We start from the raw sequence: 24,697 nt of genomic DNA, 5'->3' as shown, positions 1-24,697 counted from the left end.
ACTCCCCCGGCCAATCCGATAGACACACTGTCTGTACGCAAGGCATTAGGTCGGTCATTCGGCCTCCCTGTCAAGGCACCGGTGTTTGGATATAGACTATGTCACTTGAAAATACAACGATCGTTGAAATTTTGGATACATTCGAGTTTCTCGATGATTGGGAAGACCGCTATCGCTATGTGATCGACCTGGGGCGCAAGCTGGAGCCACTCGATGAAAGCGAAATGACGGACGAGTATAAAGTGCGTGGTTGCCAGAGCCAGGTGTGGCTGGTGCCTGAAGTGGACGCAGAAGGCCGCATCCAGCTGCGCGGTGACAGCGACGCCCATATCGTGAAGGGCCTCGTGGCGCTGATGCTGCTGATTTATTCAGGCAAGACGGCAGAAGAAATCCTGGCCACCGACGTCAAGGGTATTCTGGACAAGCTCGGTCTTGCGGCGCACCTGTCACCCATGCGGGCCAACGGCCTGTTTTCGATGGTGGAGCGCATTCGGGGCATTGCCGAAGCGGCCTGACCCGGTAGCAGTTTTGTCGCTACAATAGAAAAAGGCCCCGGAATGCCCGGGGCCTTTCTTGTTTGTGCCGGTCGCCTGGGCTTAGCCCACGACCGTATCGTAGATGATCTTGATAAAGATAATGCCGATCGCAGTTGGGCTGACGAAGCGTGCCAGGAAGTACCAGATGCGGAAGGTCTTATCTTCCATCGCCAATTCTTCCATCATTGCTTTGCGGCTGACGAACCAGCCCACGAACAGGGCAGTAAACAAGCCGCCCAGTGGCATGATGATGTTGTTGGTCAGGAAGTCTTTGGCATCCATGATGCTCAGGCCGAAGATGCTGATGCTGGACAGCATGTTGTCACCCTGGCTGTAGGCTGACAGCACGCCAAGCACGCCTGCCGCAACACCCATGGTGATCGCAACCTTGCGGCGGTTCCAGCCGGTCTTTTCTTCAACGTAGGATACCGGAGGTTCCAGAAGCGAAATGGAGCTGGTGATCGCTGCCACGGCCAGCAGACCGAAGAACAACGTGCCGACGACGATACCAAATGGCATCTGACCAAAGGCAATTGGCAGGCTCATGAACACCAGGCCGCCGCCTTCAGCAACATCCAGGCCGTAGGCGAAAACGATCGGGAAGATCGCAAGGCCCGCCATCAGGGCCACGGAGCTGTCTGCTGCGGCAATTGTCAGCGCAGACCTGCCAACATTCACATCGCGCGTCAGGTACGAGCCGTAGGTCATGATAGAGCCAAGCGCCAGCGACAGCGAGAAGAAGCTCTGCCCCAAGGCCTGAAGGACCATATCAAGGCTGAATACTTTAGCGGCACCGCCTGCAGCGATGGCTTCTGGCGAGTTGGCTTTATAGAGCAGTTCGTCAAAATCCGGATTGAACAGGAAATCCACTGTCTTGGCGAAATCGCCGGTGAACCCGGAATAGACGACCAGTACCAGAAGAATGGCGAACAGAGCCGGCATCAGGTAGGTCACCGCTTTTTCAAGGCCGCCCTGCACACCCTTGGCCACGATGAAGATAGTGATGCCCATGAAGGCGAAGTGTGACACCAGCGTCATGACAGGATTTGAAATGTAGCTTACAAACGTGTCTTGGGCTGTCTGGGCATCAATGTTGCTGAAAGCACCCATTGCTGACTTGACCATATAGGCCAATGTCCAGCCACCGACGACCGAGTAGAAGCTGATCACGATAAAGGCGCCGACAACGCCAGACCAGCCAATCAGCCCCCAAAGCGGGCTGCGCTTCTCTTCTTGTGCGATCTTTTTCATCGATCCAATCGGAGACAGTTGCCCACGCCGCCCAAGCGAAAGCTCTGCCACCAGCATTGGTGTACCGATAAAGAAAACAAAAAGCAGATAGACCATCACGAAGGCGCCGCCGCCCCCCTGGCCTGCTTCATATGGAAATTTCCAGATATTGCCCAACCCGACGGCGCTACCGACGGCGGCCATGATAAAGGCCCAGCGTGATGACCAATGAGCGTGTTGCGCTGCTCCAGCCATAAGTCCCTCTCCCCAGATTACTGTGTTTTATTACGCAGGATCACGACCCATGCGTAAATTGGGCGCCATCATAGAAAGAAGGCGCCCCAGAGGCTAGCGGAATCTTTGGTGGCCGGAGAAGTCCGTAAACCAAGGCTTATGGCGCCGTATCGAGCACCGCGCAATAGTCGCCATTGCTTTTGACCTGCTGGCATAGGCGCCGCGCGTCTTCCCGCTCGTCCAGGCGCACGCCAAGGCGCACAACACCCCCGGAAACATTCACTTCCCATTGGTCGATATAGCCTTTCAGGGAGGTGAACTTGGCTTCAAGCGTTGGCTTGTTTGCCTGGGCGGACTGATAGGTCTTGTAGGATTCCAAGTGGGCGAACCAGCGTCCCAGGGGGGACGTGGAAGCTGGCCGGTATACTGTCATGGGCGTGCTGGAAAAGCCGCTGGACGGCCTGACGGCACTGATGCTGCTGCCATCAAGGGTGGGCAGGCCTTCGTGCAGGGTCTGTGGCCGTGTTGCCGCAACGTCGAGGGACCGGAGGTCCTGCGCGATCACGGCCAGGCGGCGGGCTGCTTCGCCAGACACAGTGCCGTTCGCGAACACTTCGCTGCCGCAATCCAGATAGACAGGATCGGTCGCGCCTGAGGTCATCAGGGACGCATAGATTTTCCGGGCCGAAACGGGATGGCCGCTTTTCTCCATCGCCAGCGCAGTGAAGAAGCGGTCCACGGGCCCCGACAGGGGCTCGGCGGTCAGCATGGTAACGGCATCTGCGGCGCGGCCTTCACACAGCGCGTTGGCTACCTGGTTTGGTGCGCGCTTGGCGCCGGCTGTTGGCTTGGGCCCTGACGGCCCGCTGGAGCAAGCCGCGACAAGCAGAAGGGACAGCGCGAAGCCTGCGCCTTTTGCCGTGATGGACATGCCGGATTTACTGAGTTTGCGCATCGAGGATAATCCGGTTGTCGCGCGGCTGGACCGGGCGGTTGTTGGTGCCCACAATGCCTTGGATCAGCTTGATCTGGTCGGCGGAAAACTCAATCGGCGTTTTCAGCACATACCAGTTTACGCCGGGCGTGCAGGGTGGGTGGCTCAGGGACCCCATATAGCGGTAATAGTCTTTTTCCTGGGGCATGAAGTCCCGCGCGTTGATCTTCACATTCGGCAGGTTGATGCCCTGGCCTGGCTCAATCGGCAGGTTGGGTAGCAGTTCTTCTGCGGCCTGATTGGCCCTGCCTTCCCTCACCAGAACCGACACAATGGCCATTTCCCCATTCAGCGCCTGGTGGGTGAACTGGATTTCCATCGGGAAGGTCTGCTCCAGAACCCGGTGTTCTGCAGGGGTATGAAAATGAAATTCCTTCAGGATGAAAACCTTGGGTCCAACCCGCAGGAGGCTGCCTTGCTCATAGTTCTGCTGTACGGTGTTGGCGGCATTCTGGGTGGCAACCGGTGTCACATTATAGAGCGTCTCCAGCCGGTGCATGACGGCCGGCTCGGTGCCGGAAATAACGATGGGTGACTGCATGCCCGCGCCGCATGCCGGCGCGACTGTGGACCAGGCGTCAGGCCCATCGCTGCCACCATAGCTCCAGTTTTCGCCAAAGCTCATGCTCTGCTGAAGCGCGGACGCAGCTGTCGCGGTGCCGATGATGGCCATTGTGGCAGCCAACGCGTGTTTTCGGATCATCTACCCCTCCTGGTGCGGCATTGGGCGGCGAACAATCAACAGGCCACCCTTTGTGTGCCGATCTTGGCCCTAGGCTACTATGGGGAGCGCGCTATTAAAAGCCTGTAATTTCATCTAGTTCCCGGACAAATTGGTCCAGCCTTTCAGGCATGGCGGCTTCAGGAATGTTGGCGAAGCCGAACAGCAGGCCCTTTTGTGCCGTGGCATGATTATAGGTGCCTGAAAGCGGCACGGCCCCCAGACCGCTGCGGTGCGCCGCTTTTGCCAGGCTCGTGTCATCAAGCTGTGCAAGCCTGTCGCCGGCGAGCCCAACTATATGCAGCCCGGCGTCGGTGGGCACCAGGGTGAAGTAGCGGCAAAGGCCCGCGCTTGCCGCATCAAAGAAGCACTGCAGCCGCGACTTGTGGATGGCGCGCAGCCGTCTGAGGTGGCGGGCAAAATGACCGTCAGCAATGAAGCGCTCCAGGATCATCTGGTCGCTGAGCGGCGGGAAGCTCTCTGTTTTCTCCCGGTGGCGGATCACTTTGGCGGCAATGTCGCGCGGCAGGATCAGATAACCGATCCTCAGCGACAGGAACAGCGACTTGGAAAAGCTGCCGCCATAGACCACCCGGCTGCCGCCATCCAGTCCCTGCAGGGACTGAACAGGCCGCCCGCCATAGCGGAACTCGCTGTCGTAATCGTCCTCGATGATGAGGGCGTCATGCTCGCGTGCCCACTCCAGCAGCTCAAGCCGACGGCTGATCGGCATGGTGGACCCCAGCGGATAATGTCGGCTGGGTGTCACCAGCAGCATACCGGGCGCGCCGTGGGTGTCTGATGGCACCATAGCGCCGCTGTCGTCAACGCCAGTGAAGGCAACCGAGTGGGGCAGATGTTCCGCCGTCCTGAGGATACCGGGATAGCCAGGATCTTCCAGGATCAGGGTGTGGTCGTGCGGTACAACGCTTTCGGCGACAAACTTCAGGCCCTGCTGTAGGCCCGACGTGATCATGATCTGGTCTGCATCCGCCACCACGCCGCGCGCGGCCTGCAGATAGTCTGCAATGGCCTGCCGAAGCGGTCGGTATCCCGCCGGGTCATTGTGCTGAAGCTGCTGTTCGCTTGCGTGGCGCCATACGCGGCCAGCGATGCGGGCCCACAGCGCGAATGGGAACTGGTCCAGGGCAGGCATGCCGGAAAGGGGCCGGATTGTTCGTTCCGGTGGCGCTGCTGCCTTCTGGTTGGCGCCGTTCCCTACAGTCAAATAATGGTCGGGCAGGTCACTGCTGACAAAGGTGCCTGCACCCACGCGGCTTTCCAGGTAGCCTTCCGCCATCAGTTGGTCATAGGCTGCCAGCACCGTGTTGCGCGACAGCGCCAGGCGGCTGGCCATGGCGCGGCTTGCGGGCAGGCGGTCCCCCGCATGCAGGTGGCCGTTCAGGATGGCGTCCTGCAGAAGGAGCATCAGCTGCTCGTTCAGTGGTTTGTCGCTCTCCGGGTTTAGGCCGGGTGTCAGCAGGGTTTCCACCATTCGGTCGGTACGGCGGCGGGCGTTGGCGCCAGTCATAATTGGACCCTTTAAAAAATACGAATTGGACCTTCTGGTGGGATCAATAGTATCGCAAGCTGCGGCCATGTCCAGTGCTGAGGCTGGCAGAGTTCAGAGAAAAAGACATGACCGAGTTCACGATTAACGAGCGAAACCGGGTAAAGCGTGGCCACAAGCGCGCCTGCTATGATGAGGAAACCGTATACGGCATCCTCGACAGTCACTTCCTGTGCCATGTGGCGTATGAAGTGGACGGCCAACCACAGATTATTCCCACCAGCTATTGGCGTGAAGGCAACCGGCTCTATTGGCACGGTGCCTCGAAAAGCCGCATGATCCGGGAGGTGACAAGCGGCAAGGAAGCGTGTGTGAGCGTGGCCCATCTGGATGGCCTGGTGCTGGCGCGGTCGGCTTTCAACACAAGTGCCAATTACCGGTCCGTCATCTGTTATGGCCGCCCGGAGCTGGTGACCGACACCGCAGAGTTTGACCGCCAGATGGAACTGTTTTTCGAGCAGCTTGCCCCCGGCCGCTGGTCGCAGCTGAGGCCGATCACGGGCCAGGAACGCAAGGCAACGGCGCTGGTGGTGATGGAAATCACGGACGCCGCTGCCAAGGTACGCGACGGCGGCCCGGGTGACGGCGATACGGAGGATGTGGATTGGCCTGTCTGGTCCGGGCACATTCCGCTGACGACACAGCAGCGTGGGCCCGTGGGCGCGCCTGAAGGTGTGCGCGCGGCGCTCAATCACCGGCTGATGCCGGGTCATGACTGGAACAATAGGTAGGACAATTTGATGCTGGATATCAGGCCAAACTGCGAACAGTGCGACAAGGACCTGGCGCCAGACGCCACCGACGCCATGATCTGTTCCTATGAGTGCACTTTCTGCGCGGACTGCGTGGAAAGTGTGCTGGAAAACGTTTGCCCCAACTGTGGTGGCGGCTTTGTGTCGCGCCCCGTTCGCCCGGCGACCGAATGGCGGGCCGGGGTGTCGCGCAGCCGGCAGAAGCCTAGCGACAAGCGGGTTCTGAAACCGGTGGACGGTCACGCCCACAAGGCCTACGCACAGACCATCAAAACCATTCCCCCAGAAAAGAGATAAGCCCATGGACGGTATGACCAAACCAAGCCTCAAGGATTGGACCGGGTGTAAGGAGCCAGGTGACGCGGTGCTTTCCGGCACCTATGCAAGGCTGGAACCGCTGGAATGGGCCCAGCACCGGGATGGGCTGTATGCGGCCGTCGCGGGTGAGGCGAACCGGAACTTGTGGGACTATATGCCCGTCGGCCCGTTTGAAGACGGCGCAGAGGCTTTTGAAAACTCGCTTGAGGCCATTCGTCAGCTTGGCGGCTGGCGCACCATGGTGATCCGCGATAAAGCCACTTTGGAAATCCTTGGCATGGCCAGCTATATGCGTATCCGCCAAGCCTTCGGCAGCGCCGAGGTGGGCTGTGTGGCCTTTGGTGAAAAGCTCAAGCGCACGCGCATTGCCAGCGAGGCCATTTACCTGATGGCGGCCTATGTGTTTGATGACCTGGGCTACCGGAGGTTCGAATGGAAGTGCGATGACGCCAACGCCGCCAGCATGCGCGCCGCCATCCGCTTTGGATTTTCTTACGAAGGCACGTTTCGACAGGACATGGTGGTCAAGGGCCGCAACCGCGACAGCGCCTGGTATTCCATGCTGGACAGTGAATGGCCGGGCCTGAAGGCGGCCTTCCGCGCCTGGCTGGCACAGGAAAATTTTACTGCGGCCGGCACACAGAAAGCGTCGCTCGAAAGCTACCGTGAGGGGCTTTAGGCCCCCTTGCCTGGAACGGCCAATTCCCTTGATGTCTCTTCTGCTGTGGCCTACCATTGATGGTCTCGGGGGAGAGGAGGCATGAGGTCTGTCCTTGCGCATTATCATAGGTTCGGCCTGTTTGGGCCTGTTCATATCCGGCGCTTGCGCGGCTGATCCGCTCCGGATATTCGGCACCGAACTGCGCGGCGTATTTGAGCCAAACGGCACGGGCCCCTACCATGAAGCCTTCGAATTGCTGACCGACGGCTATGACCAACCGGTAGAGCTGAAAATGGCGCCGCTGAAGCGGGCGGAAAACCAGTTCGTACAGCGGGGCAGTGATTGTCTGTTCGCGGGCTCTGCCGTGGCTGGCTACTATGAGCCCTTCGGACTTTCCGGAAAGCAGCTTCTGGTGTCGGACCCGATCTTTACCTTCAAAATGAAGCTCTATGGGCCCAAAGGGGCGGACCCGATTGAGGAATTCGAAAGCCTCAAGGGTAAGATGATTGCTATCGACACCGGCGTTGGCAACGTGCCTTTCATTGCTGAACAGATGGGGCATCCTGCCGATCTGGTGCTGCCCAGCCGAACCCTGCAGCAAGGATTTCAGCTTCTCGATATCGGGCGTGTTGCCGCGTTGGTGGCGGTTGATCTGGACGTGCGGTTCCTGCAGGCGCGTGAGCCCGGTTACCTTGGGTATCCCGTGTCGCGAGATATGAGCGTGTTGGAGAGCAAGGATGTGGTTGTGTGCCATAAGGGACCGCAAACAGAAGCTTTTATCGCCCACATCAACCGGTCTGCCCGCGCGCTGAATTGTGGGCGCACACTTGAAGCGCTGCTGGACCGCTATCTGGTTGGCCTGACACCCCAATGATGCTCTGAAAAAAAGAAACCCGAGCGGGGCCAGTGGGCCGCACTCGGGATACAGGGGCTGAGGTAAGCCTGAATGGGAGGTTCAGCTTTCTCAGGAGGGGTTCTGTTATAGTTATGTCTGCGGTGTTTCGTTGGTGGCGCTTTTGAAGTGCCAGTGTATGGTTTCATCCTTTGACAAAAGTTGTTGGGTGGTCGCTCAAGGCTTTCTTATCCTGCGAAGGCGCACGCCCATGGCCACGCCAATACCGCCGATGATGGCCACGAGGCCCAGAAGCTCAACCGGCGAGGGCACTTCGCCCAGCACCAGGAACGACAGCACCACGGCGACAACCGGGATCAAGGCATTCAGTGTCGCTGCCCGGCTGGTCCCCAGATAGCCAACGGCCTTGTTGAAAAGCACCAGTGCCAGGATGGCGGAGACAACACCCTGCCACAGGCCCTGTGTAAGGATCGTCTCGCGCGCCACGCCCGTGATGCCGTCGGCCAGGCCGAACACACTGCCGATCGCCACCAAGAGAAGAGACAGCACAGAGACCCGCGCCGCAATCACAAGCCCGTTGGTGGGCCACTGGCGTACAAAGAAGGTATAGCCCGCCCACATCAGGCCGCCCGCCATAAACAGGAGGTCACCCTTGAGGGACGGAACCATGCCGCCGCCTGCCAGGCAGACAAGCCCGGTGATGATGGCCGCGGCGCCAAGGGCCCGGGTGCGGGTGATTTTCTCCCCGAACCAGATGTGCGCCAGCACAAGGCTGGTCACCAGCATGGTGCCGGGAATGATCACCCCGCCGTGGCCCGCGGGCGCATGTTCAAACGCGCTTGAGACCACAAGGCTATAGGGGAAGCCTGCGCCCAGCATCATCACCAGCGCCTGGCCCCATTCCTTCAGGCCCGGGTTGCCACGAAAAGCAAAAGGCAGCAGCAAGGGGCCAGCCACGGCGAACCTGAGCAGAACAAGCTGAAAGGGGGTGAGCGCATCGGCATTGACGCCAATGGACGTCACGACCGGCCAGGTGCCCCAGATGAAAGCTGCCGACAGGCCGCAAACAATACCAACAAGGGGGGCTGGCGGTACAGGGAGGGCGCCAAGCGCAGGGGCACGCTGAATATGATCGGTCATCTTTCTATCCTGCTGTCGGTTTCTTGTTTTGAATAATATGGGGCCAGTGGCACGTTTATTCTTCGCAAATTTTACAGTTTGATGATAAAGTTCTTCGTAATTTTGAAAAAAATCGCGGAAAAAATACGCAAATGTCTGAAATTGATAACTTTGACATCAAAATCCTCAATGAGCTTCAGGATAACAGCCGCCAGACATCAGAAGTGATTGCCGAAAAGGTCGGCCTGTCACCTGCGGCAACCCAGCGGCGCATCAAGAAGCTGCGGGAGGACGGTACTATCAAGAAAGAGGTCGCCATTCTGTGTCCTAAATCACTCGGTGGCCGGACCACATTGATCGTGCAGGTGGTCTTCTCCTGTGGGGGTGAGGCAACCATCGAGACTTTCAAGCAGCAGATGGCAAGCGTGCCTGAGGTGCAGCAGTGTTACTACGTGACCGGGCAGACGGATTTTGTACTGATCATGACAGTGAAGGACATGAAGGATTTCGACCGCATCACGCGCGAATATCTGTTCTCCAACCCGTCCATTGGCCGATTTGAGACCATTGTCGCCATTGATACTTTCAAGGAAGGCTTCAAGATTCCCCTTGAGGTGGCCTGAGGACAAGTTAACCTATCGGCTTAATAGTGTTCACGATGGGGGTATCATGGCAGGCGGATTTCTATGTCAGAATGAAGAATGTCGTCAGTGGCTAAAGCCCAACTTTGATTTCAGGGAAAATAGGCATCAGGCGGTGACCTGTTCCGCTTGCGGTCGGGAATATGACCAGGAAGCTGCGGCCCTTGAAGTGGAAAAAGAAACCAGCGGCAGGGCGCTGCGGTTGGGTGGTGCCGAACATGAAATTAAAGCTGACAGCCAGTTTGGGTGGGCTGTCATATGGATTTGGGGTTCTTTTCTGGGCACCCTTGCAGTGATCATCGCGCTGGCGTTGCTGGTCCTCTAGGGGCCTTAAGCGCTCACTTTCGCGCCAGCAGGTCTGTCAGCATCTCGAACTGGGTATTGCGCTCCTCTTTCGTGGGGCGTTCGCGAGAAAGCTGGTCTCCAAGCTGGAAGTAGTAGAGTAGATGGGCGCGGAAATGGGCGTCGGCCTTAGGTAGGCCCGTCTCGGCAAACGAGGCTTCAACAAGCCGCAGCCGGGCTGCGTCAACTATCGCAACCGCGTCGGCTGCGGGTTTGTGGTCATAAGCCCATACCCGCATGGCCACGTCATGTTCGATATCCTTATCCCTGATCCGTTCGATGATGGCTCGGATGCGCGCCAGCCCGGTTGGCGCGCCCGCATCTGATTCCAGCGCTTTGGCGTGCCCCAGCTGGTCTTCCGTCCAATGACTGATCATGGACTGCAGCAGGTCGGCCTGATCCTTGAAATGCCAATAGAAGCTGCCGCGGGTGATCTTCAGCCGCTTGGCCAGCCGGTCAACTTTGACCGCACGAATGCCTTCCTCGAACAAGGCGGTCATCCCGGCCTTGATCCAGTCCTCGCGCCCCAGATCTTTGCGTTCTGTTTCCATACAGTACTGTATTGACAAGCTAGGTTAATAATGTCAACACAATACAGTGCTGTATGGAGTCATATTTTGGCAGGGAGGGACATTATGGATTTTGCAGCTGTAAACTGGGCCTATGTGGGCTTTCCGGTGATGATCATCTCATTTGGTGTGTTTGTCTTTTACGCCCTGAAGCGGCAGTGGGACTGGCGTGCGTTACTGGTTGGGCTGGTGCACCTGCCGGTGGCCTTCATTCACGCTGCCGCGCCGTTTCGCGGGTCACTCGACCCTAATTACGTGGGCTATAACGGTGGTCTCGTGCATGCCGACAAGGGGTTCGAGGTGTTGGTGTTTGCCAGTTTCGTGCTGGTTGGTGCAACGGCATGTGCAGCCATTGCGGTGCAGAACCGGAATGACCTGAGGAACGCTTTTATCGCCATGTTCGACAGCGTCATCTTGCTGATTTTTGCAACGCCGATTATCGCCGACCTGCTCGCGGGCAGGTTCACCGACAGCCGTATCGAGTTTGGCGAATATCTGCAGTTTGGCGGCTTCAGCGCCTTCCTGTTCGAATTCATGCTGGTGGCAGCGCCCTATGCGTTCGGGCTTTGGTGGTCGCTTGGCAAGCTGAAACAAATGCAGAGGCAGGCCTAGGCGTTTTTGTCCTTGAGGCGGTCGTAGGCGCTTTGAATCTGGTGGAAGCGCTCTGCGGCTGCCGGGTCGCCGGGGTTGGCATCGGGGTGATAGATTTTGGCAAGCTTGCGATACTGTTTCTTCAGCTCGTCCTGCCCCGCACCGGGGTCAAGCTCGAGCGCGTCATAGGCGGCATTTTCCGTGCTGGTGAAGCCGTCATCATCCATGGCGCCGCCCCACTCGAAGGTGCGGGCGCTAGAGAAGGCATCGGATGATTCGCTGCCGTCATTCATATGGCGCTGGGCTTCTTCGTCGCTCATGCCCTGGAAGAAGTCCCAGTTGCGGTTATATTCAGCCGCATGCGGGCGGCAGAAGTACCAGCGTTCAGGTGAACCGGGTGACTTGGGCGCCGGATGAGCGCCCTTTTCCGCGCAGCCGGAATAGTCGCACATGCGCACGGGTTCCGCGTCCTTGTCGCGGCCATATTCGCCCCAGCGGGGGAACCCAAAACTTTTGATATAGTCGTTCGCCATGCGCTCAGTGTAACTCAACTTGGACCATTTTTCTGCAACGAACCGCCTCGAACCGGGTTGGCGGCAAGGGGCGGTGATTGGCTGATATACTGCATGATGCAGCGATCGTCCAGCCAGAGGCCAAACTTCCTCAATTGTTGATGCGCCAGGGCGGGTAGCGTCGGCTGGGGCCTGCGTGATAGAGGCACAGGCGGTTACCTGCAGGGTCGGTCAGGTAGGCTTCGCGCCACAGCCAGCGCTGATCCTTCGGTTGGGTGTCAAAGGCAATGCCTTGAGCCTCAAGCCGCGCCACTTCGGCGTCCACATCTGGCACCTCGAAATAGACCAGCCCGCTGCCGGTGTTGGTCCGGTCGGCGTCCACCTTGTGCAGCGAAAAGGTGGCATTGCCGCTGGGTAATTCGAACCGGGCATAGTGATCGGCAGAATGAACAATCAGCCGGAGCCCCAGGGTTTTGTAGAATTCGATACTGGCGTTCAGGTCAGTGGCGCCGAGCGTAACTTGATTGAGATCCATCGCGCTGTCCTTTTTATAAATTAATTTATTTAGAAAATAAGGATAGTTTCAAAATCTGCAAGGCTGTACCGGCTTTTTTTCGTGCTTCACTAAAGCGTTAGCCTATGGACCCGTCCTCCGGTGCGCGCTAGCATGCGCGAAAATGTCAGCGAGGATAAGAACATGCGCACATTTGCAGAAATTCTTGAAATAGCGGCGGACCGTAAAGGCAGCGTCGAGATCGTGGAAGGCATGCTGCCGGAAATCAAAACACCGGAGGAGCTGTACGGCATCCCGGAAGACCGCATCCTGGCGGGCATGACCAAAGCCGTATTCCAGGCGGGTTTCAGCTGGAAGGTGATCGATAACAAATGGTCGGGGTTCGAGGAAGCCTTCGAGGGCTTTGTGCCAGTGCGCTGGAAATTCATGTCCGATGACGACCTGGACAGCCTGATCAAGGACACACGGATTGTCAGGAACGGCCCCAAGATTTTGACTGTGCGCGACAATGCCATCCTGGTGTGTGACCTTGAGGACGAATATGGCTCTGCCGCCAAATGTATCGCCGACTGGCCGGCTGAGGATTTTGTCGGGCTTCTGGAGATGCTCAAGAAACGCGGCGGTCGTTTGGGCGGTATGACAGGGCAGATTTTCCTGCGCTATCTGGGCCGTGACGGCTGGGCGCTGTCGCAGGATGTGGTGGCTGCGCTGATCCGGGAAGGCGTTGTGGACAAGGCCCCGACCGGCAAGGGCGCGATGCGGGCGGTGCAGGCGGCCTTCAACGACTGGGCGGAGGAAAGCGGCCGCCCATTCGCGCATATATCCCGCATCCTTTCCTACACTGTCGGCTGACACGGCCAGGTTGGGCGCTGACTCAATTTCTTGCCACGCCGAGCCATGCTGGTGCAAACTGGCGCCTGTGGGGGGATGGATGACCCGGGTGCAACCGGGGGCTGCTTGTATTCAGGTCAGCTGTCGGTTTGCGCCAAATGGTGTGTGAATGCATTTGTGCGACCCTGAAATCAAATGGCAGCATCGTTGTCATAGCCTGATTTGGCTGCTTGCATCACTGGTGATGCTGTTGGGTTCGTCTGTCGGCTGGGCACAAGGTGACCCCGCGCCCCATCCTGTTCCTGAGCGCGATGGCCCGATGAAGCTTGATGATGGCTGGTTCGTTTATCGTGACCAGATCGTGACGCCGGGCAGCCTGATGGCAACCGCCTGTGGCAAAGGCAGAGCCGAAGCCGTCACAGCGCCTGATGTATGGGGGCCAGCCTTCACGGCCAGCCTGACAAGCGGCCACGGCAAAGCCACTTACTGCCGGGAAATCATCCTGCCTGAGGACGACAATTCCTATGCCTTCTGGATGGGAACGCTCCGGTCGGTCTCCCATATTTATGCGGTGGCTGAAAACGCCGATGGCTCGCCACAGACCTGGCTGTTGTTCAAGAACGGGGAGCTGGAACCCGAGGGCGAGCAGGTGGTTGCCAACCCGGCCACACCGATGATTTCCCTGCCCTATGGCACCCAGAAATTCACGCTGGTGGTCCAGCTGTCGAACTATATCCACAAGCAGGGTGGCATGATTGAGGTACCGCTCTTGGACCTTCGGTGGCGCATGGCCGCGATGGAAAATCGTGCCACGGGACTGCCGAGCGCCCTCGTGATCGTGCTGTTGTTCGTGGGTATTGCCGCCCTGGTTATGGGATACCGGCGGCGGACCTCCCGCTCGCACATGTTTTTTGCGCTGCTGGCCATTGCGGCGGCCGTTCGGGCGGCCTTTGTGAGCGACCTGATCTGGGATTATATCCCGTCCTTCAGCCTGGCGCGAAAATATGACCTCGAGTATCTGTCGCTCTATTTCATTGCGCTGGCTTACTATCTGTTTGTCATCGACCTTCTGCGACCGGGGAAGCGGCTTTTGGTCGACAAGGCGATCATTGGCATCTCCTGCGTAATGATTTTCTTTGCTACCATTCTGGCGCCGTTTTTCCCGCCGGGGACCATTACCCTGACGCGCGAGCCGGTGCAGATCCTGTGGATGTCGATCATCTGCATGGTGATCTATTCGGTGTTCCACGCCAGCATCAAAACCCCGGAAGTCCGGCGCGAGGCCATTTCCGTCAGCCTGGGCGGCCTGATTTACGGCGCCTATGAAATCCTGTCTGTATCGGGCGTGGTACCCTCGTCGCTGGAATGGTCGCAGTTCATCATCTTCGCAGTGATCATGATGCATGCCCACGCTTTTGTGGTGCAGGCACGCCGTGTCGAGCACGAGCGCGACATGCTGATGGCCAGCCTGGAGGACACCAACCGCGACCTGCAGAACCGGGCGCTGGCGCTTGATGTGGCGCTCAGGGAGGCGGAGCAGGCCTCGAACGCGAAAAGCCACTTCCTGGCCACTTTCAGCCATGAACTTCGGACACCGCTGAATGCCATCATCGGCTTTTCGGAACTGATGTCGCGCGAGCTTCTCGGCAAGCTGGGGAACGCGCTTTATAAGGATTACGCCCGCGACATCCATAATTCAGGCACCCACCTTCTGGAATTGGTGGACGCCCTCCTTGACCTGGCGCGGATCGAAGCAGGGGTGGATGATGTGAAGGCCGACCCGATCGATGTGGAAGCCCTGGCGGTGGAGGTCATGAACATCCTCAGCCTGCTGGCCGAACAACATGACGTGACCATGAAGCTTGAATGCCAGAAGAAGCTGCCGCAGCTTCTGGGTGATGAGCGCAAGATCAGGCAGGTGCTGATCAATCTCATCAACAATGCCATCAAATTCAATGTGGAAAAGGGCAAGATCAACATCGCGCTCAGCGCCAATGAGGCGGGCCTCCACATTGAAGTGGCCGACACCGGGATTGGTATCGCAGAGGCAGACCTGCCGCTGGTGCTGTCGCGCTTCGGTCAGGCAGACAGCGAACGCCGTCGCCGTAATGCGGGTGTGGGCATTGGCCTGCCGCTCAGCGGGGTGCTGGTGCGCCAGCATGGCGGCGATATGGGGGTCAAAAGCAAGCTCGGTGAAGGCACCCGCATCACCGTAACCTTCCCGCCAGAACGCTTGGCGCAGAAATCCGCGATGGTTGCGTCAGTCTAGCGTCCGGATTGGTCCAAAACGGCTGCAGGCTGAGGGTTACGGCGAGCCCAGTGAGGTAGATGGCATTCCTGTCCAACGTTCAAAATCCGCATGGATTTTTTGCTGCAAGGGGGCGTCAGCCTTTATCTTTTCGATTTCGGCGGCCAACGGTTCAATGAGGTATTTGCAAGGCGATGCCGGTGCCATGGCGAAATAGGAAGGTTCCTTGCCAATGGTTGCCACCTTCCTGAGCGTGGTCTGGCTGTGCTGTTTGTGGAGGGCTGCCAGAACTGGGTATTCTCCGTGGATAATGAAATCAACCCGAGCGAGTTCAACCAAGCGCAACAATGCGCTGATGTCATCTGCGCGACGTAGGCGTGGTAATGTTTGTATATTCTTGTCCAGCGCGGCGCCGAAAACTTCACCGTGGACGATTGCGCCACGCTTGCCGGCCAGTATTGACCAGTCACTTCCCATGGATGGGGAGGAGCCAGAGACAAAAAGGCCTACAGGATCAGTAACAATGGCTGGACCGTAAGCAAGTTTTTGGCCTCGGAGGTCGTCTTTGTAGAGTGCGACAACCAAATCCAGTTCATTCTTCTGCAGCCGCGTGATCACTCGCTTCCAATGGCCGCTATACTTAATCGTAATTGGTATCCCAAGGCGGTCTGCCGCGTCTCTGATCAGGTCAGCAGAAGTACCTACAATCTCTTCGCCGTTCCGCCAGCTGAAGGGCGGATAGTCCGGGTGGCCACTGGCGGTGATATGGCTGCATTGGGGCGGTTCTGGCATTGCTGCAGCCTGCTGGCCGGGAAACAACCAACAAAGGGACAAGGCGATCCAGACTTGGATGCGCATGGCTGATATACCTTAAAAAAGCCCCATGCTTACTACAGAATGAGAATAGCAGAAGCTCAGGAAAATTTCATGTAAAACACTGATTTTGTGGCATTTTTCAACCCATGGTGGGGGCTGAAAATCCCGTGGCGTGCATTGCAGATAGGGTCTGACAGGTTTGGAAGATGAAGGTCGGGCACGGGGGTAGGTGTAACGCGCATTGGCACGCGGCATCATGAAATCGTTTGCGTTTGTGATTTCCCGCTCTAGTGTTTTGCAACTTGTCTCGTGGGGGAAATATGATCAGACCAGCTTTGCTTGCCCTTCTTGCCGCAACCACTACCAGCGCCATTGGCGCAGAACCGCTTTTCAGTGACGGTTCAGCCTATCCAATCAACGATGAAACGCTGCTGACAGCAGGCCTCGCCACCGGCGATGTGGACGGCGATGGTGACCTGGATATCGTTGCGGCGTCTGATCTTTTGGCAAACCAGATTTACTGGAATGACGGCAAGGGCCAGTTTTCTGCCCCCACATGGTTTGGCAGCAACCGGTCCAACACCCGCAGCGTAACGGTGGCTGACATCAACGCTGATGGCCTCAATGACATTCTGGAGATATGCCGGGGCACGGCCAACCTGATTCACCTCAACAAGGGTGGCGGGCAGTTTGCTGACCCCACGCCCTTCGGCCAGCCGCGCGACAGTACGCTGGCGGTCGCGGTTGCGGATATGAACGGCGACGGCCAGCAGGACCTGGTGCTGGCCAATAGGGACGGGCAGCAGAACCAGATTTTGCTGGGGGACGGCACGCTGGCATTCGGCACCGCACTCCCCTACGGTTTCGGGAATGATGATACGCGCGGTGTGGCGGTGGCCGATATGAACGGCGACGGCATGCCGGATATCGTGACCGCCAATATCGGCGACCGCAATCAGGTGATCCTCAACCGCGGCGGCGGCGTGTTTGAGGTGGTGGCCAGCTTTGGTGGTGCTACAGCGGAAACCTACGCGCTGGCAGTGGCTGACCTGAACGGTGACGGTCATATGGATGTGGTGGCCGGGAACGACAGCAGCCCGACAGGGGTCTATCTGGGGGACGGTACCGGCCAGTTGGCACTGAATGCGGAAATCGCAACCCATGGGCCACGCACCTATGTGGTGGCCGTGGGCGATTTCAATGGTGACGGCAAACCGGATATCATTGTCGGCAGTTCGGGCGATGCCATGGTGGTTTATTACCAGCACCGGGACTGATGCCACCTGTCGCGGCTATGGTGCGGCTTGCCGCACGGATCGTTGGCATTCTGCGGAACCGGCCTTATGTATGGATGTGAAGGAGTAGCCATGTTTGAGAAAATCAGCAAAATCCTGGGCCTGAAGGGCGAAGACGAGACCGGCGCATCTGGGCTTGAGCTGGCGACCGCCGCGCTTTTGGTGCAGGTCTCGAAAGCGGACGGTGAGTTCACAAGCGACGAGCGCGACCAGCTGGAAGAATGCGTGAAAGAGCATTTCGACCTGACAAACCGGGAGGCTGCTGAGCTGTTGACGCGCGCGGAACGTGACCAGTCAGACGCCACTTGCCTTTATGCCTTCACCCGGACCATCGCCAAGGAACTGGATAACGATGAACGCCAGGAAATCGTGCGCCTTCTGTGGCGCGTGGCCTTCGCCGACAAGCATATCGATAATTTCGAAGAAAACGTGCTGGCCAAAGTCTCCGGCCTTCTGGGTGTCTCCCCGCAGGACCGTGTGCGCATCAAGCATGAGGTCGAGGCTGGTTAGGAGCTGAACAGGATGGATGGCGACTGGCTGGGCCAAGCCAGAAGCCTGCAATGCCATTTCAAATGTGCAATTATAACCTATTACGTGTATATTAATCGCCCTGCAGGTGTTTTTTGAAAACCTAAAGCTGGAGGGGGACGAAATGCGCACGCTTTTTATCTCGTTATTCATGATGGTGCTGTGTGGTCAACCAGACGCCTTTGCTCAAGCAATGTTTGTTGGATATGACGATTTCTGTGGTGTCCCTGTCTCGGTAGGTAATACAGGGCGAGGTGCAATCGCTGATCGAGATGCGGCAGGCAACCCATTTATCGTTATAGACCCCGATATGTTTTCGAATTGGACGAATTCCAGGCTGTTCGTCTTGGCGCATGAGTGTGCTCATCATAGGCTGGGTCATACGACGAATCTTGGGAAAATGAATAGGAGTTCTCCTTGGGGGACACGTAGCCAAGAACTTGCAGCAGATTGCTGGGCGGCAAAGGCATTACTTGACCGCAAAGCCTATTTTGATGTCGATCGGGTGGTTCGAAACCACGTATCAAAAGGGCATTACTCATCGGATGGATATCCCTCAGGTTTCGAGCGGGCCCAAAATATTTCAATGTGCGTATTTGAAGCAGATCTGAACGTCAGAGACAGTTTCTACAGTGGATGCAGCATGCAAAATAGCAGCTGTAACCACGCGCTACATGCTAGAGGGGATGTCATGCACTGTAGGCATATGAGGCAGGCCCACCTAAATGGGGATGTGATCCCTTGTCAGCATGCCTGCCGTAATATCTATGGCGGTGCCCAAGCATGCCATCCTCGTGGAGATATTGTCCCATGTCAGCATGCCGCGCCCGTACATCCATCAGGCGATTTAGTGCCGTGTCAACATGCAGCTCATCCAGGGGGGCATCGCGACCTGGTTTGTCGATAAGATAAAGCCGTACCTTTCCAACAAAAAAGCGCGGGGCCGGGGCTCCGCGCTTTCTTGTTTCGGTTTCGAAACTTTCTTTATTCGGCGGCTTTTGGCGTCTGGCGTGGGCTGGCGGCCAGCACGCTGTCGTCCACATGGTCGGCGAAGGTCTCGAAGTTCTTGATAAAGAGGCCCACAAGGTGCGCCGCCTTGGCGTCGTAGGCGTCTTTGTCTGCCCACGTGTCGCGCGGGTTCAGGATCTTGGCGTCAACACCCGGCACTTCCACAGGAACCTCGAAGCCGAAGTTCTCATCGATGCGCATCGGGGCATTGTTCAGGCTACCGTCAAGCGCCGCGTGCAACAGGGCACGGGTTTCCTTGATCGGCATGCGGTGGCCAACACCGTAAACGCCGCCGGTCCAGCCGGTGTTCACAAGCCAGCAGTTCACGCCGCCTTCGGCGATTTTCTTCCGAAGAAGGTCGCCATACACGCTTGGGTGACGCGGCATGAAAGGCGCGCCGAAACAGGTTGAGAAAGTCGCCTGTGGCTCTTTCACGCCGATTTCAGTGCCGGCAACCTTCGCGGTGTAACCGCTGAGGAAGTGATACATGGCCTGCTCTGGCGTCAACCGGGCGATAGGAGGCAGCACACCGAACGCATCCGCTGTCAGCATGATGATGTTCTTTGGCTTGCCGCCCCGGTTTTCTTCCGATGTGTTCGGGATGAAATGGATCGGGTAGGCCGCGCGGGTGTTTTCCGCCAGCGTGTTGTCATCGAGGTCCAGCACGCGGGTCGTCTCGTCCATCACTACGTTTTCGAGGATGGTGCCGAAACGCTTGGTGGTGGCGTAAATTTCTGGCTCAGCTTCAGCGGACAGATTGATCATCTTGGCGTAACAGCCGCCTTCAAAGTTGAAGACGCTGTCGTCGGACCAGCCGTGCTCGTCATCGCCGATCAGCGTGCGGCTGCTGTCAGCCGAAAGCGTGGTCTTGCCGGTGCCGCTGAGGCCAAAGAAGATAGCCACGTCGCCCTCAGGGCCGATGTTGGCGGAGCAGTGCATCGGCATGATGCCCTTCTCAGGCAGCAGATAGTTGAGGATGGAGAACACGGATTTCTTGTTCTCGCCCGCATATTCGGTGCCACCGATCAGCACCAGACCCTTGGAGAAGTTGACAGCAATCACCGTCTCGCTGCGGCAACCCATTGTTTCAGGGTCAGCGCGGAAGCTTGGCAGGTTGATCACGGTGAACTGCGGCGCCATGCCCTTCAGTTCGTCCTCGCGCGGGCGTACCAGCATGGTGCGGCAGAACAGGCTGTGCCAGGCGTATTCGCCAACGGTCCGAACGGCGACGCGGTTTTCCGGGTCGGAGCCGCCCCACAGGTCCTGAACGAAAAGATCCTTGCCTTTCATGTGGGCAAGGAACGCTGCATGCAGGGTGTCGAACTGGTCCGGCGTCATCGGGCGGTTGGTATCACCCCACCAGATGGTGTCTTCGGTCATCGCGTCGCGAACGGTGAATTTGTCGCTTGCTGACCGGCCGGTGTGTTTGCCGGTTTTCACCACAAGCGGGCCATCTTTTGCAATCTGGCCTTCGCCGCGGCGAATCGATTCTTCATAAAGGGCTTCTGTGCCCAGGTTCCAGTATTGATTTCCGGTGTCAAGGATGCCCTGGGCATCAAGACCGACGGTGCTTAGACAGGCGCCAAAGACTTGCAACGTCTTGTCCTCCAAGTGATTTATTGGGGCGCTCCGGGGCTAGCGTACCGGAGCAATTCATGCCGGGCTCATTCGATTTTCACGCGCGCGTGTCGGCCCTGGTCAATTCTTGTCCCGACCCATCTCGGGAAGGCCGATAAACTTGCGGATATACCCCCTAAAATCAACCAGAATCTGAATGATTTCAAAATGATAGCGCTGTCAAAATGCTAAGTGCCGAAAAGCATTTGGACTCTTGGGATTGGATATTTTCCGTTACCCCGGTGAATTTGCCCCGGCAGTGTCTATTCTGCGCCTTTTTTTGGACTTAAAGTCAGCCTAACGCTTAATCTTGACAGGGCTTTAGGTGGGGGCCCACACTCCCGCCCAAGCCTAAATGGAAAAAGCGGCCACCAGGCGCCCCGGCGCGGTGGACTTGAGGGGACACTATGACAGCACAAATCGCATTGGTTGACGATGACCGGAACATCCTGACGTCGGTGACAATCGCGCTGGAGGCCGAAGGCTTCCGCGTGCGCACTTACCCGGACGGGCAGAAGGCTTGGGAAGCCTTGTCCAAGAATCCGGCCGACCTAGCGGTACTCGATATCAAGATGCCGCGCATGGACGGCATGGAGCTTCTCAGGAAGCTTCGGGAAGTGACCGACATGCCGGTGATTTTCCTGACCTCCAAGGATGAGGAAATCGACCAGCTCTTGGGCCTTCGGATGGGCGCCGACGACTATATAGGCAAACCCTTTTCCCAGCGCCTGCTGATCGAACGCATCCGCGCGCTGCTGCGCCGCATGGAAATGAACAAGCGCGAGCCTGATGAAGGCCCGGTTGAGCCGGGTGACGAGGTGATGGAACGCGGCCGCCTGGTGCTGGATCCAATGCGCCACCGCGTAACCTGGGCAGGCAAGGATGTGACCCTGACCGTGACCGAATTCCTGATCCTGAAAACGCTGGCACAGCACCCTGGCCACGTGAAAAGCCGCGACCAGTTGATGGACGCTGCCTATTCCGACGACGTTTATGTGGATGACCGCACCATCGACAGCCATATCAAGCGGTTGCGGAAAAAGTTCCGGGCCGTGGCGGACGATTTTGATGCGATCGAGACACTTTATGGTGTTGGCTACCGCTACAGCGACGACTAAGCTTTGTGCATGACATGATCAGCACAAATGTATGACCGAAACCGAGCGTAAAAGAAAATCAGCACAGGGTCGCCGGCGCCGCGCAAAGCAATCTGCGCGGCCGCGGCACTATTCGCGCGGCCTGTCGCCCCTGATGGTGCGCATCATGGCGGTTAACGCCATTGCGCTGATTATCCTTGTGGGCGGCGTGCTGTACCTGAACCAGTTTCGCGCCAATCTGATCGGCGAACGCATCCGCACCCTGACCGTACAGGCCCAGATTATTGCGGGCGCGCTTGGGGAATCGGCGGCCGGCGGGCCGGAGGCTGTGGATATTGACCTGGCGCCCGCGCGCCAGATTCTGACCCGCCTTGTGGGGCCAACCGACAACCGGGCCCGTCTGTTTGCAACCGACGGCCGGATGATTGCCGACAGCCGCTTCCTGGCGGGCGACAAACGCTTGGTTGAAGAAGAACTGCCGGCGCTGGACGCCCAGATCAGTTTTGATGAACAACTGGAAGATGCCGTTCACCGGCTGCTGGACAGCATCACCGAGCGTATAGAGGCGCCGCCAAGCGTAGACCGCCCCGGCATGCGCGGTGAAGATTTTCTAGAGGTGATGGCCGCGCTTGAAGGCGAAACCATGACCCAGCTACGGGTGCGCGAGGATGGCCGCTATATTATCAATATCGCCGTGCCGGTGCAGCGCTTCCGCCGCATTCTGGGGGTGATGTTGCTGACATCCCAAACTGACGATATCGACGCCATCGTGCGCCAGGAACAGATGCTGACGGTGAAGGTTTTCGTGGGCGCGCTGGTGCTCACATTGCTTCTCAGTTTCTTTCTGGGGCGTACGCTGGTACGGCCGATCCGGGTGTTGGCGCGCGCGGCAGAGCGGGTCCGCCAGGCCATCGGGCGCGAAGAGAATATCCCCGAGTTTGCCGAGCGGATGGACGAGATCGGCGACCTGTCGCGGTCCCTGTCGGACATGACGCAGGCGCTTTATAATCAGATCGACCGGGTGGAGCAGTTTGCCGCCGATGTGGCACATGAGATCAAGAATCCGCTGTCTTCCATGCGCAGCGCGCTTGAGACATTGGCAATGACGGACAAGCCTGACGTTCAGGCCAAACTTTTTGCCATCCTGCGCGACGACGTGAAACGGATCGACCGGTTGATCACCGATATCTCGAACGCCTCCCGGCTGGAGGCCGAGCTGACCCGCGCCCAGACCGAGCCTGTCGACTTGGCTGTGATGCTCGGTGTGCTGGTGGAATCCTACGAGACCACGCAGAACAGCGGCGAGGTTGAAGTGGTGCTGGATGAATATGAACCCAATGTGTTCATGATTGCCGGCGTCGAGGCGCGGCTGGGACAGGTTTGGTGCAACCTGATTGATAATGCCATCAGCTTCAGTCCCAGGGGTGCGAAGGTCACCGTGACACTGGAGCGTCAGGATCGCTGGGTGATCGTGATGGTGGACGATGAGGGCCCCGGCCTGCCCGAAGGTGCCGAAGAAAAAATCTTCAGTCGCTTTTATTCGGAACGTCCTGACACCGAAGATTTTGGCAAGCACTCTGGCCTTGGCTTGGCCATCTCCCGCCAGGTCGTTGAGGCTCACTCCGGCATGATCCGCGCTGAAAACCGGATTGGCGAGAATGCGACTGTATTGGGCGCCCGCTTTATCGTAGAGTTGCCCATGTCCGCATGATGCGGGCGCTTGTGACGGGTAACTTTGAGGGGCAGACCCCAGTGAATAACATCCACGGTACATTGGTTGATCTGGTCGGCGGCGGTGTCCTGCTGCGCGGGCCCTCAGGCATGGGCAAGTCAGACCTCGCGCTCAGGCTGATGGACCGAGGTGCGGTTCTGGTCGCGGATGACCAGGTGATCCTGGATGCCCGACGCCGCGGCCTTGTGGGGGCGGCACCCGACAGCCTTTATGGCCTGATCGAGGTGCGCGGCATTGGCATTATGTCGCTGCCCGCGATCAAGACGGCCTTGGTCAAGCTGGTGGTTGACCTGACGGACGCAGATAGCGTTGAGCGGTTGCCGGAAAAGGCATTTGTTGAGCTAGAAGGCGTCTCGCTGCCCTGCCTGAGGCTGCATGCCTTTGATGTCAGCACGCCACAGAAAATTGAACTCGCCATCCGTTATCCGGATCAGCTAGGGTTGGGTGTCGAGGATTATAAAAAGGGATAACCTTATGGCTGAAGCCGCGGACGGCAAACGACAGCTGGTAATAGTGACCGGGCTTTCCGGCGCAGGTAAATCTTCTGCGCTGCATTCGTTTGAGGACATCGGCTATCAGGCCATCGATAACCTGCCGCTGACCATGTTGGAGCGGCTTGTGGACGAGGCGCGCAGCGCGGGCGATATGACACCCCTTGCGGTGGGTATCGACAGCCGTACCTTGCACTTTTCCCCGGAACAGTTCGCTGAGACCATCACGGACCTGCGCAAGTTCACGGACGTGGCACTGCATGTTCTTTTCATGGACGCATCAGACGATGAGCTGATGAAGCGTTTTTCAGAGACACGGCGGCTGCATCCATTGGGCAAGGGTCTCTTGCTCCGGGAAGCCATCCGACGCGAGCGGGATATGATGTCTCATATCCGACCTCATGTTGACGGCATGATCGATACCACGGGGCGTACGGGGGCGGAAACACGCCGCACGGTGCTCGGGCGTTTCGCTAGCGAGGCGCTGCCGAAACTGATCGTGACCTTCATGTCTTTCGGGTTCGCGCACGGGGTGCCGCGCGACGCTGATATGGTACTGGATGTCCGGTTCCTGAGGAACCCGCACTATGTGCCGGAACTGAAACCCCACACCGGGCGAGAAGAGGCCGTGGCCAATTTCGTCAAGGCGGATGAAGGCTTTGATCCCTTTATCGACAAGGTCGAAGACCTGCTGGAGTTCCTGCTGCCGCGATATGGCCAGGAAGGAAAATCGTATCTGACGCTTGCATTTGGCTGTACAGGTGGCAAACATCGTTCTGTCGCCGTTGCGGAAACCATTGCGGCGCGAATGAAACTGGACGGCATGGCCGTCAATCTCTATCACCGGGAAATTACCGGGGACGACCCGCAGTAGTCA

General features: G+C 58.1%; 26 protein-coding genes. 16 read left to right on the top strand and 10 right to left on the bottom strand.

Annotated elements, in window-relative coordinates; translation table 11 throughout:
• Positions 1-98: 98 nt before the first annotated feature.
• Positions 99-515, top strand: coding sequence for a SufE family protein (locus KORLAC_RS00470; RefSeq protein ID WP_068301147.1), 417 nt, complete (start codon positions 99-101; stop codon positions 513-515).
• A gap of 81 nt (positions 516-596) precedes the next feature.
• On the opposite strand, the gene KORLAC_RS00465 is transcribed toward KORLAC_RS00470, so the two are convergent.
• From KORLAC_RS00465 to pdxR, 4 genes are all read right to left on the bottom strand, one after another.
• Positions 597-2,021: a sodium-dependent transporter gene (locus KORLAC_RS00465; protein WP_074519524.1), complete on the bottom strand. Its 1,425-nt coding sequence runs from the start codon at positions 2,019-2,021 to the stop codon at positions 597-599.
• Positions 2,022-2,157: 136 nt separating this feature from the next.
• Positions 2,158-2,955, bottom strand: coding sequence for a hypothetical protein (locus tag KORLAC_RS00460; protein ID WP_068301145.1), 798 nt, complete (start codon positions 2,953-2,955; stop codon positions 2,158-2,160).
• Positions 2,939-3,697: a carbonic anhydrase gene (locus tag KORLAC_RS00455; RefSeq protein ID WP_068301143.1), complete on the bottom strand. Its 759-nt coding sequence runs from the start codon at positions 3,695-3,697 to the stop codon at positions 2,939-2,941. Before KORLAC_RS00455 ends, KORLAC_RS00460 begins: the two co-directional genes overlap by 17 nt.
• A 94-nt stretch (positions 3,698-3,791) precedes the next feature.
• Positions 3,792-5,246, bottom strand: coding sequence for a MocR-like pyridoxine biosynthesis transcription factor PdxR (pdxR, locus tag KORLAC_RS00450; RefSeq protein WP_068301140.1), 1,455 nt, complete (start codon positions 5,244-5,246; stop codon positions 3,792-3,794).
• Between the two features lie 107 nt (positions 5,247-5,353).
• On the opposite strand from pdxR, the gene KORLAC_RS00445 reads away from it, so the two are divergent.
• From KORLAC_RS00445 to KORLAC_RS00430, 4 genes are all read left to right on the top strand, one after another.
• Positions 5,354-6,016, top strand: coding sequence for a pyridoxamine 5'-phosphate oxidase family protein (locus tag KORLAC_RS00445; RefSeq protein WP_074519523.1), 663 nt, complete (start codon positions 5,354-5,356; stop codon positions 6,014-6,016).
• Between the two features lie 6 nt (positions 6,017-6,022).
• On the top strand, positions 6,023-6,334 hold the full coding sequence (locus KORLAC_RS00440) for a DUF1272 domain-containing protein (protein ID WP_068301137.1): 312 nt from the start codon (positions 6,023-6,025) through the stop codon (positions 6,332-6,334).
• Positions 6,335-6,338: 4 nt separating this feature from the next.
• On the top strand, positions 6,339-7,034 hold the full coding sequence (locus KORLAC_RS00435; protein ID WP_241493348.1) for a GNAT family N-acetyltransferase: 696 nt from the start codon (positions 6,339-6,341) through the stop codon (positions 7,032-7,034).
• A 94-nt stretch (positions 7,035-7,128) separates the two neighbouring features.
• Entirely contained in the window at positions 7,129-7,890 is a 762-nt protein-coding gene (locus KORLAC_RS00430; protein ID WP_068301134.1) for a type 2 periplasmic-binding domain-containing protein, read from the top strand.
• Positions 7,891-8,085: 195 nt separating this feature from the next.
• On the opposite strand, the gene KORLAC_RS00425 is transcribed toward KORLAC_RS00430, so the two are convergent.
• The gene (locus KORLAC_RS00425; protein ID WP_068301130.1) at positions 8,086-9,009 is read right to left on the bottom strand and encodes a DMT family transporter; all 924 of its coding nucleotides are present in this window, start codon (positions 9,007-9,009) and stop codon (positions 8,086-8,088) included.
• Between the two features lie 131 nt (positions 9,010-9,140).
• Here KORLAC_RS00425 and KORLAC_RS00420 point away from each other — a divergent pair, with 131 nt between their 5' ends.
• Positions 9,141-9,611, top strand: a complete 471-nt coding sequence (locus tag KORLAC_RS00420; protein ID WP_068301127.1) for an Lrp/AsnC family transcriptional regulator — start codon at positions 9,141-9,143, stop codon at positions 9,609-9,611.
• Positions 9,612-9,744: 133 nt separating this feature from the next.
• Positions 9,745-9,954: a hypothetical protein gene (locus KORLAC_RS00415; RefSeq protein WP_139167673.1), complete on the top strand. Its 210-nt coding sequence runs from the start codon at positions 9,745-9,747 to the stop codon at positions 9,952-9,954.
• A gap of 13 nt (positions 9,955-9,967) precedes the next feature.
• Here KORLAC_RS00415 and KORLAC_RS00410 read toward each other — a convergent pair whose 3' ends face one another.
• Positions 9,968-10,522 (bottom strand): TetR/AcrR family transcriptional regulator, encoded by a 555-nt coding sequence (locus tag KORLAC_RS00410; protein WP_068301122.1) that lies wholly within the window; start codon positions 10,520-10,522, stop codon positions 9,968-9,970.
• A gap of 84 nt (positions 10,523-10,606) precedes the next feature.
• Between KORLAC_RS00410 and KORLAC_RS00405 the strand changes: the two genes are divergently transcribed.
• Positions 10,607-11,152 (top strand): hypothetical protein, encoded by a 546-nt coding sequence (locus tag KORLAC_RS00405; RefSeq protein ID WP_068301120.1) that lies wholly within the window; start codon positions 10,607-10,609, stop codon positions 11,150-11,152.
• On the opposite strand, the gene KORLAC_RS19130 is transcribed toward KORLAC_RS00405, so the two are convergent.
• Entirely contained in the window at positions 11,149-11,682 is a 534-nt protein-coding gene (locus tag KORLAC_RS19130; RefSeq protein ID WP_277620364.1) for a J domain-containing protein, read from the bottom strand. The two genes, KORLAC_RS00405 and KORLAC_RS19130, sit on opposite strands and share 4 nt — an antisense overlap.
• A 112-nt stretch (positions 11,683-11,794) precedes the next feature.
• Entirely contained in the window at positions 11,795-12,178 is a 384-nt protein-coding gene (locus KORLAC_RS00395; protein ID WP_068301112.1) for a VOC family protein, read from the bottom strand.
• 162 nt (positions 12,179-12,340) lie between these two features.
• On the opposite strand from KORLAC_RS00395, the gene KORLAC_RS00390 reads away from it, so the two are divergent.
• Positions 12,341-13,009, top strand: a complete 669-nt coding sequence (locus KORLAC_RS00390; RefSeq protein ID WP_068301484.1) for a DNA-3-methyladenine glycosylase I — start codon at positions 12,341-12,343, stop codon at positions 13,007-13,009.
• Between the two features lie 229 nt (positions 13,010-13,238).
• Entirely contained in the window at positions 13,239-15,257 is a 2,019-nt protein-coding gene (locus tag KORLAC_RS00385; protein ID WP_160328562.1) for a sensor histidine kinase, read from the top strand.
• Positions 15,258-15,293: 36 nt separating this feature from the next.
• Here the strand turns inward: KORLAC_RS00385 and KORLAC_RS00380 are convergent, their stop codons facing one another.
• The gene (locus KORLAC_RS00380) at positions 15,294-16,094 is read right to left on the bottom strand and encodes a substrate-binding periplasmic protein (protein WP_068301106.1); all 801 of its coding nucleotides are present in this window, start codon (positions 16,092-16,094) and stop codon (positions 15,294-15,296) included.
• 278 nt (positions 16,095-16,372) lie between these two features.
• On the opposite strand from KORLAC_RS00380, the gene KORLAC_RS00375 reads away from it, so the two are divergent.
• Together KORLAC_RS00375 and KORLAC_RS00370 are read left to right on the top strand one after the other, a co-directional pair.
• The gene (locus KORLAC_RS00375) at positions 16,373-17,329 is read left to right on the top strand and encodes an FG-GAP repeat domain-containing protein (RefSeq protein WP_068301103.1); all 957 of its coding nucleotides are present in this window, start codon (positions 16,373-16,375) and stop codon (positions 17,327-17,329) included.
• A 90-nt stretch (positions 17,330-17,419) separates the two neighbouring features.
• Entirely contained in the window at positions 17,420-17,857 is a 438-nt protein-coding gene (locus tag KORLAC_RS00370; protein ID WP_068301101.1) for a tellurite resistance TerB family protein, read from the top strand.
• A 1,002-nt stretch (positions 17,858-18,859) separates the two neighbouring features.
• Here KORLAC_RS00370 and KORLAC_RS00365 read toward each other — a convergent pair.
• A complete protein-coding gene (locus tag KORLAC_RS00365; protein ID WP_068301098.1) occupies positions 18,860-20,479 on the bottom strand; it encodes a phosphoenolpyruvate carboxykinase in 1,620 nt (539 codons plus the stop codon).
• 428 nt (positions 20,480-20,907) lie between these two features.
• On the opposite strand from KORLAC_RS00365, the gene KORLAC_RS00360 reads away from it, so the two are divergent.
• From KORLAC_RS00360 to rapZ, 4 genes are read left to right on the top strand one after another with little or no spacing between them, the layout of a single operon-like run.
• Complete coding sequence (locus tag KORLAC_RS00360) at positions 20,908-21,618, top strand: response regulator transcription factor (protein ID WP_068301095.1); 711 nt, start codon at positions 20,908-20,910, stop codon at positions 21,616-21,618.
• 31 nt (positions 21,619-21,649) lie between these two features.
• Complete coding sequence (locus KORLAC_RS00355) at positions 21,650-23,308, top strand: sensor histidine kinase (protein WP_068301092.1); 1,659 nt, start codon at positions 21,650-21,652, stop codon at positions 23,306-23,308.
• 41 nt (positions 23,309-23,349) lie between these two features.
• Positions 23,350-23,799 (top strand): HPr kinase/phosphorylase, encoded by a 450-nt coding sequence (locus KORLAC_RS00350; protein WP_206594822.1) that lies wholly within the window; start codon positions 23,350-23,352, stop codon positions 23,797-23,799.
• A gap of 4 nt (positions 23,800-23,803) precedes the next feature.
• A complete protein-coding gene (gene rapZ, locus KORLAC_RS00345) occupies positions 23,804-24,694 on the top strand; it encodes an RNase adapter RapZ (RefSeq protein ID WP_068301090.1) in 891 nt (296 codons plus the stop codon).
• Positions 24,695-24,697: the final 3 nt, after the last annotated feature.

The organism is Kordiimonas lacus (assembly GCF_001550055.1).
Lineage (GTDB): Bacteria > Pseudomonadota > Alphaproteobacteria > Sphingomonadales > Kordiimonadaceae > Kordiimonas > Kordiimonas lacus.
The sequence above is the reverse complement of the archived record's forward strand: the minus strand, read 5'-3'. Positions and strand labels throughout refer to the sequence as shown.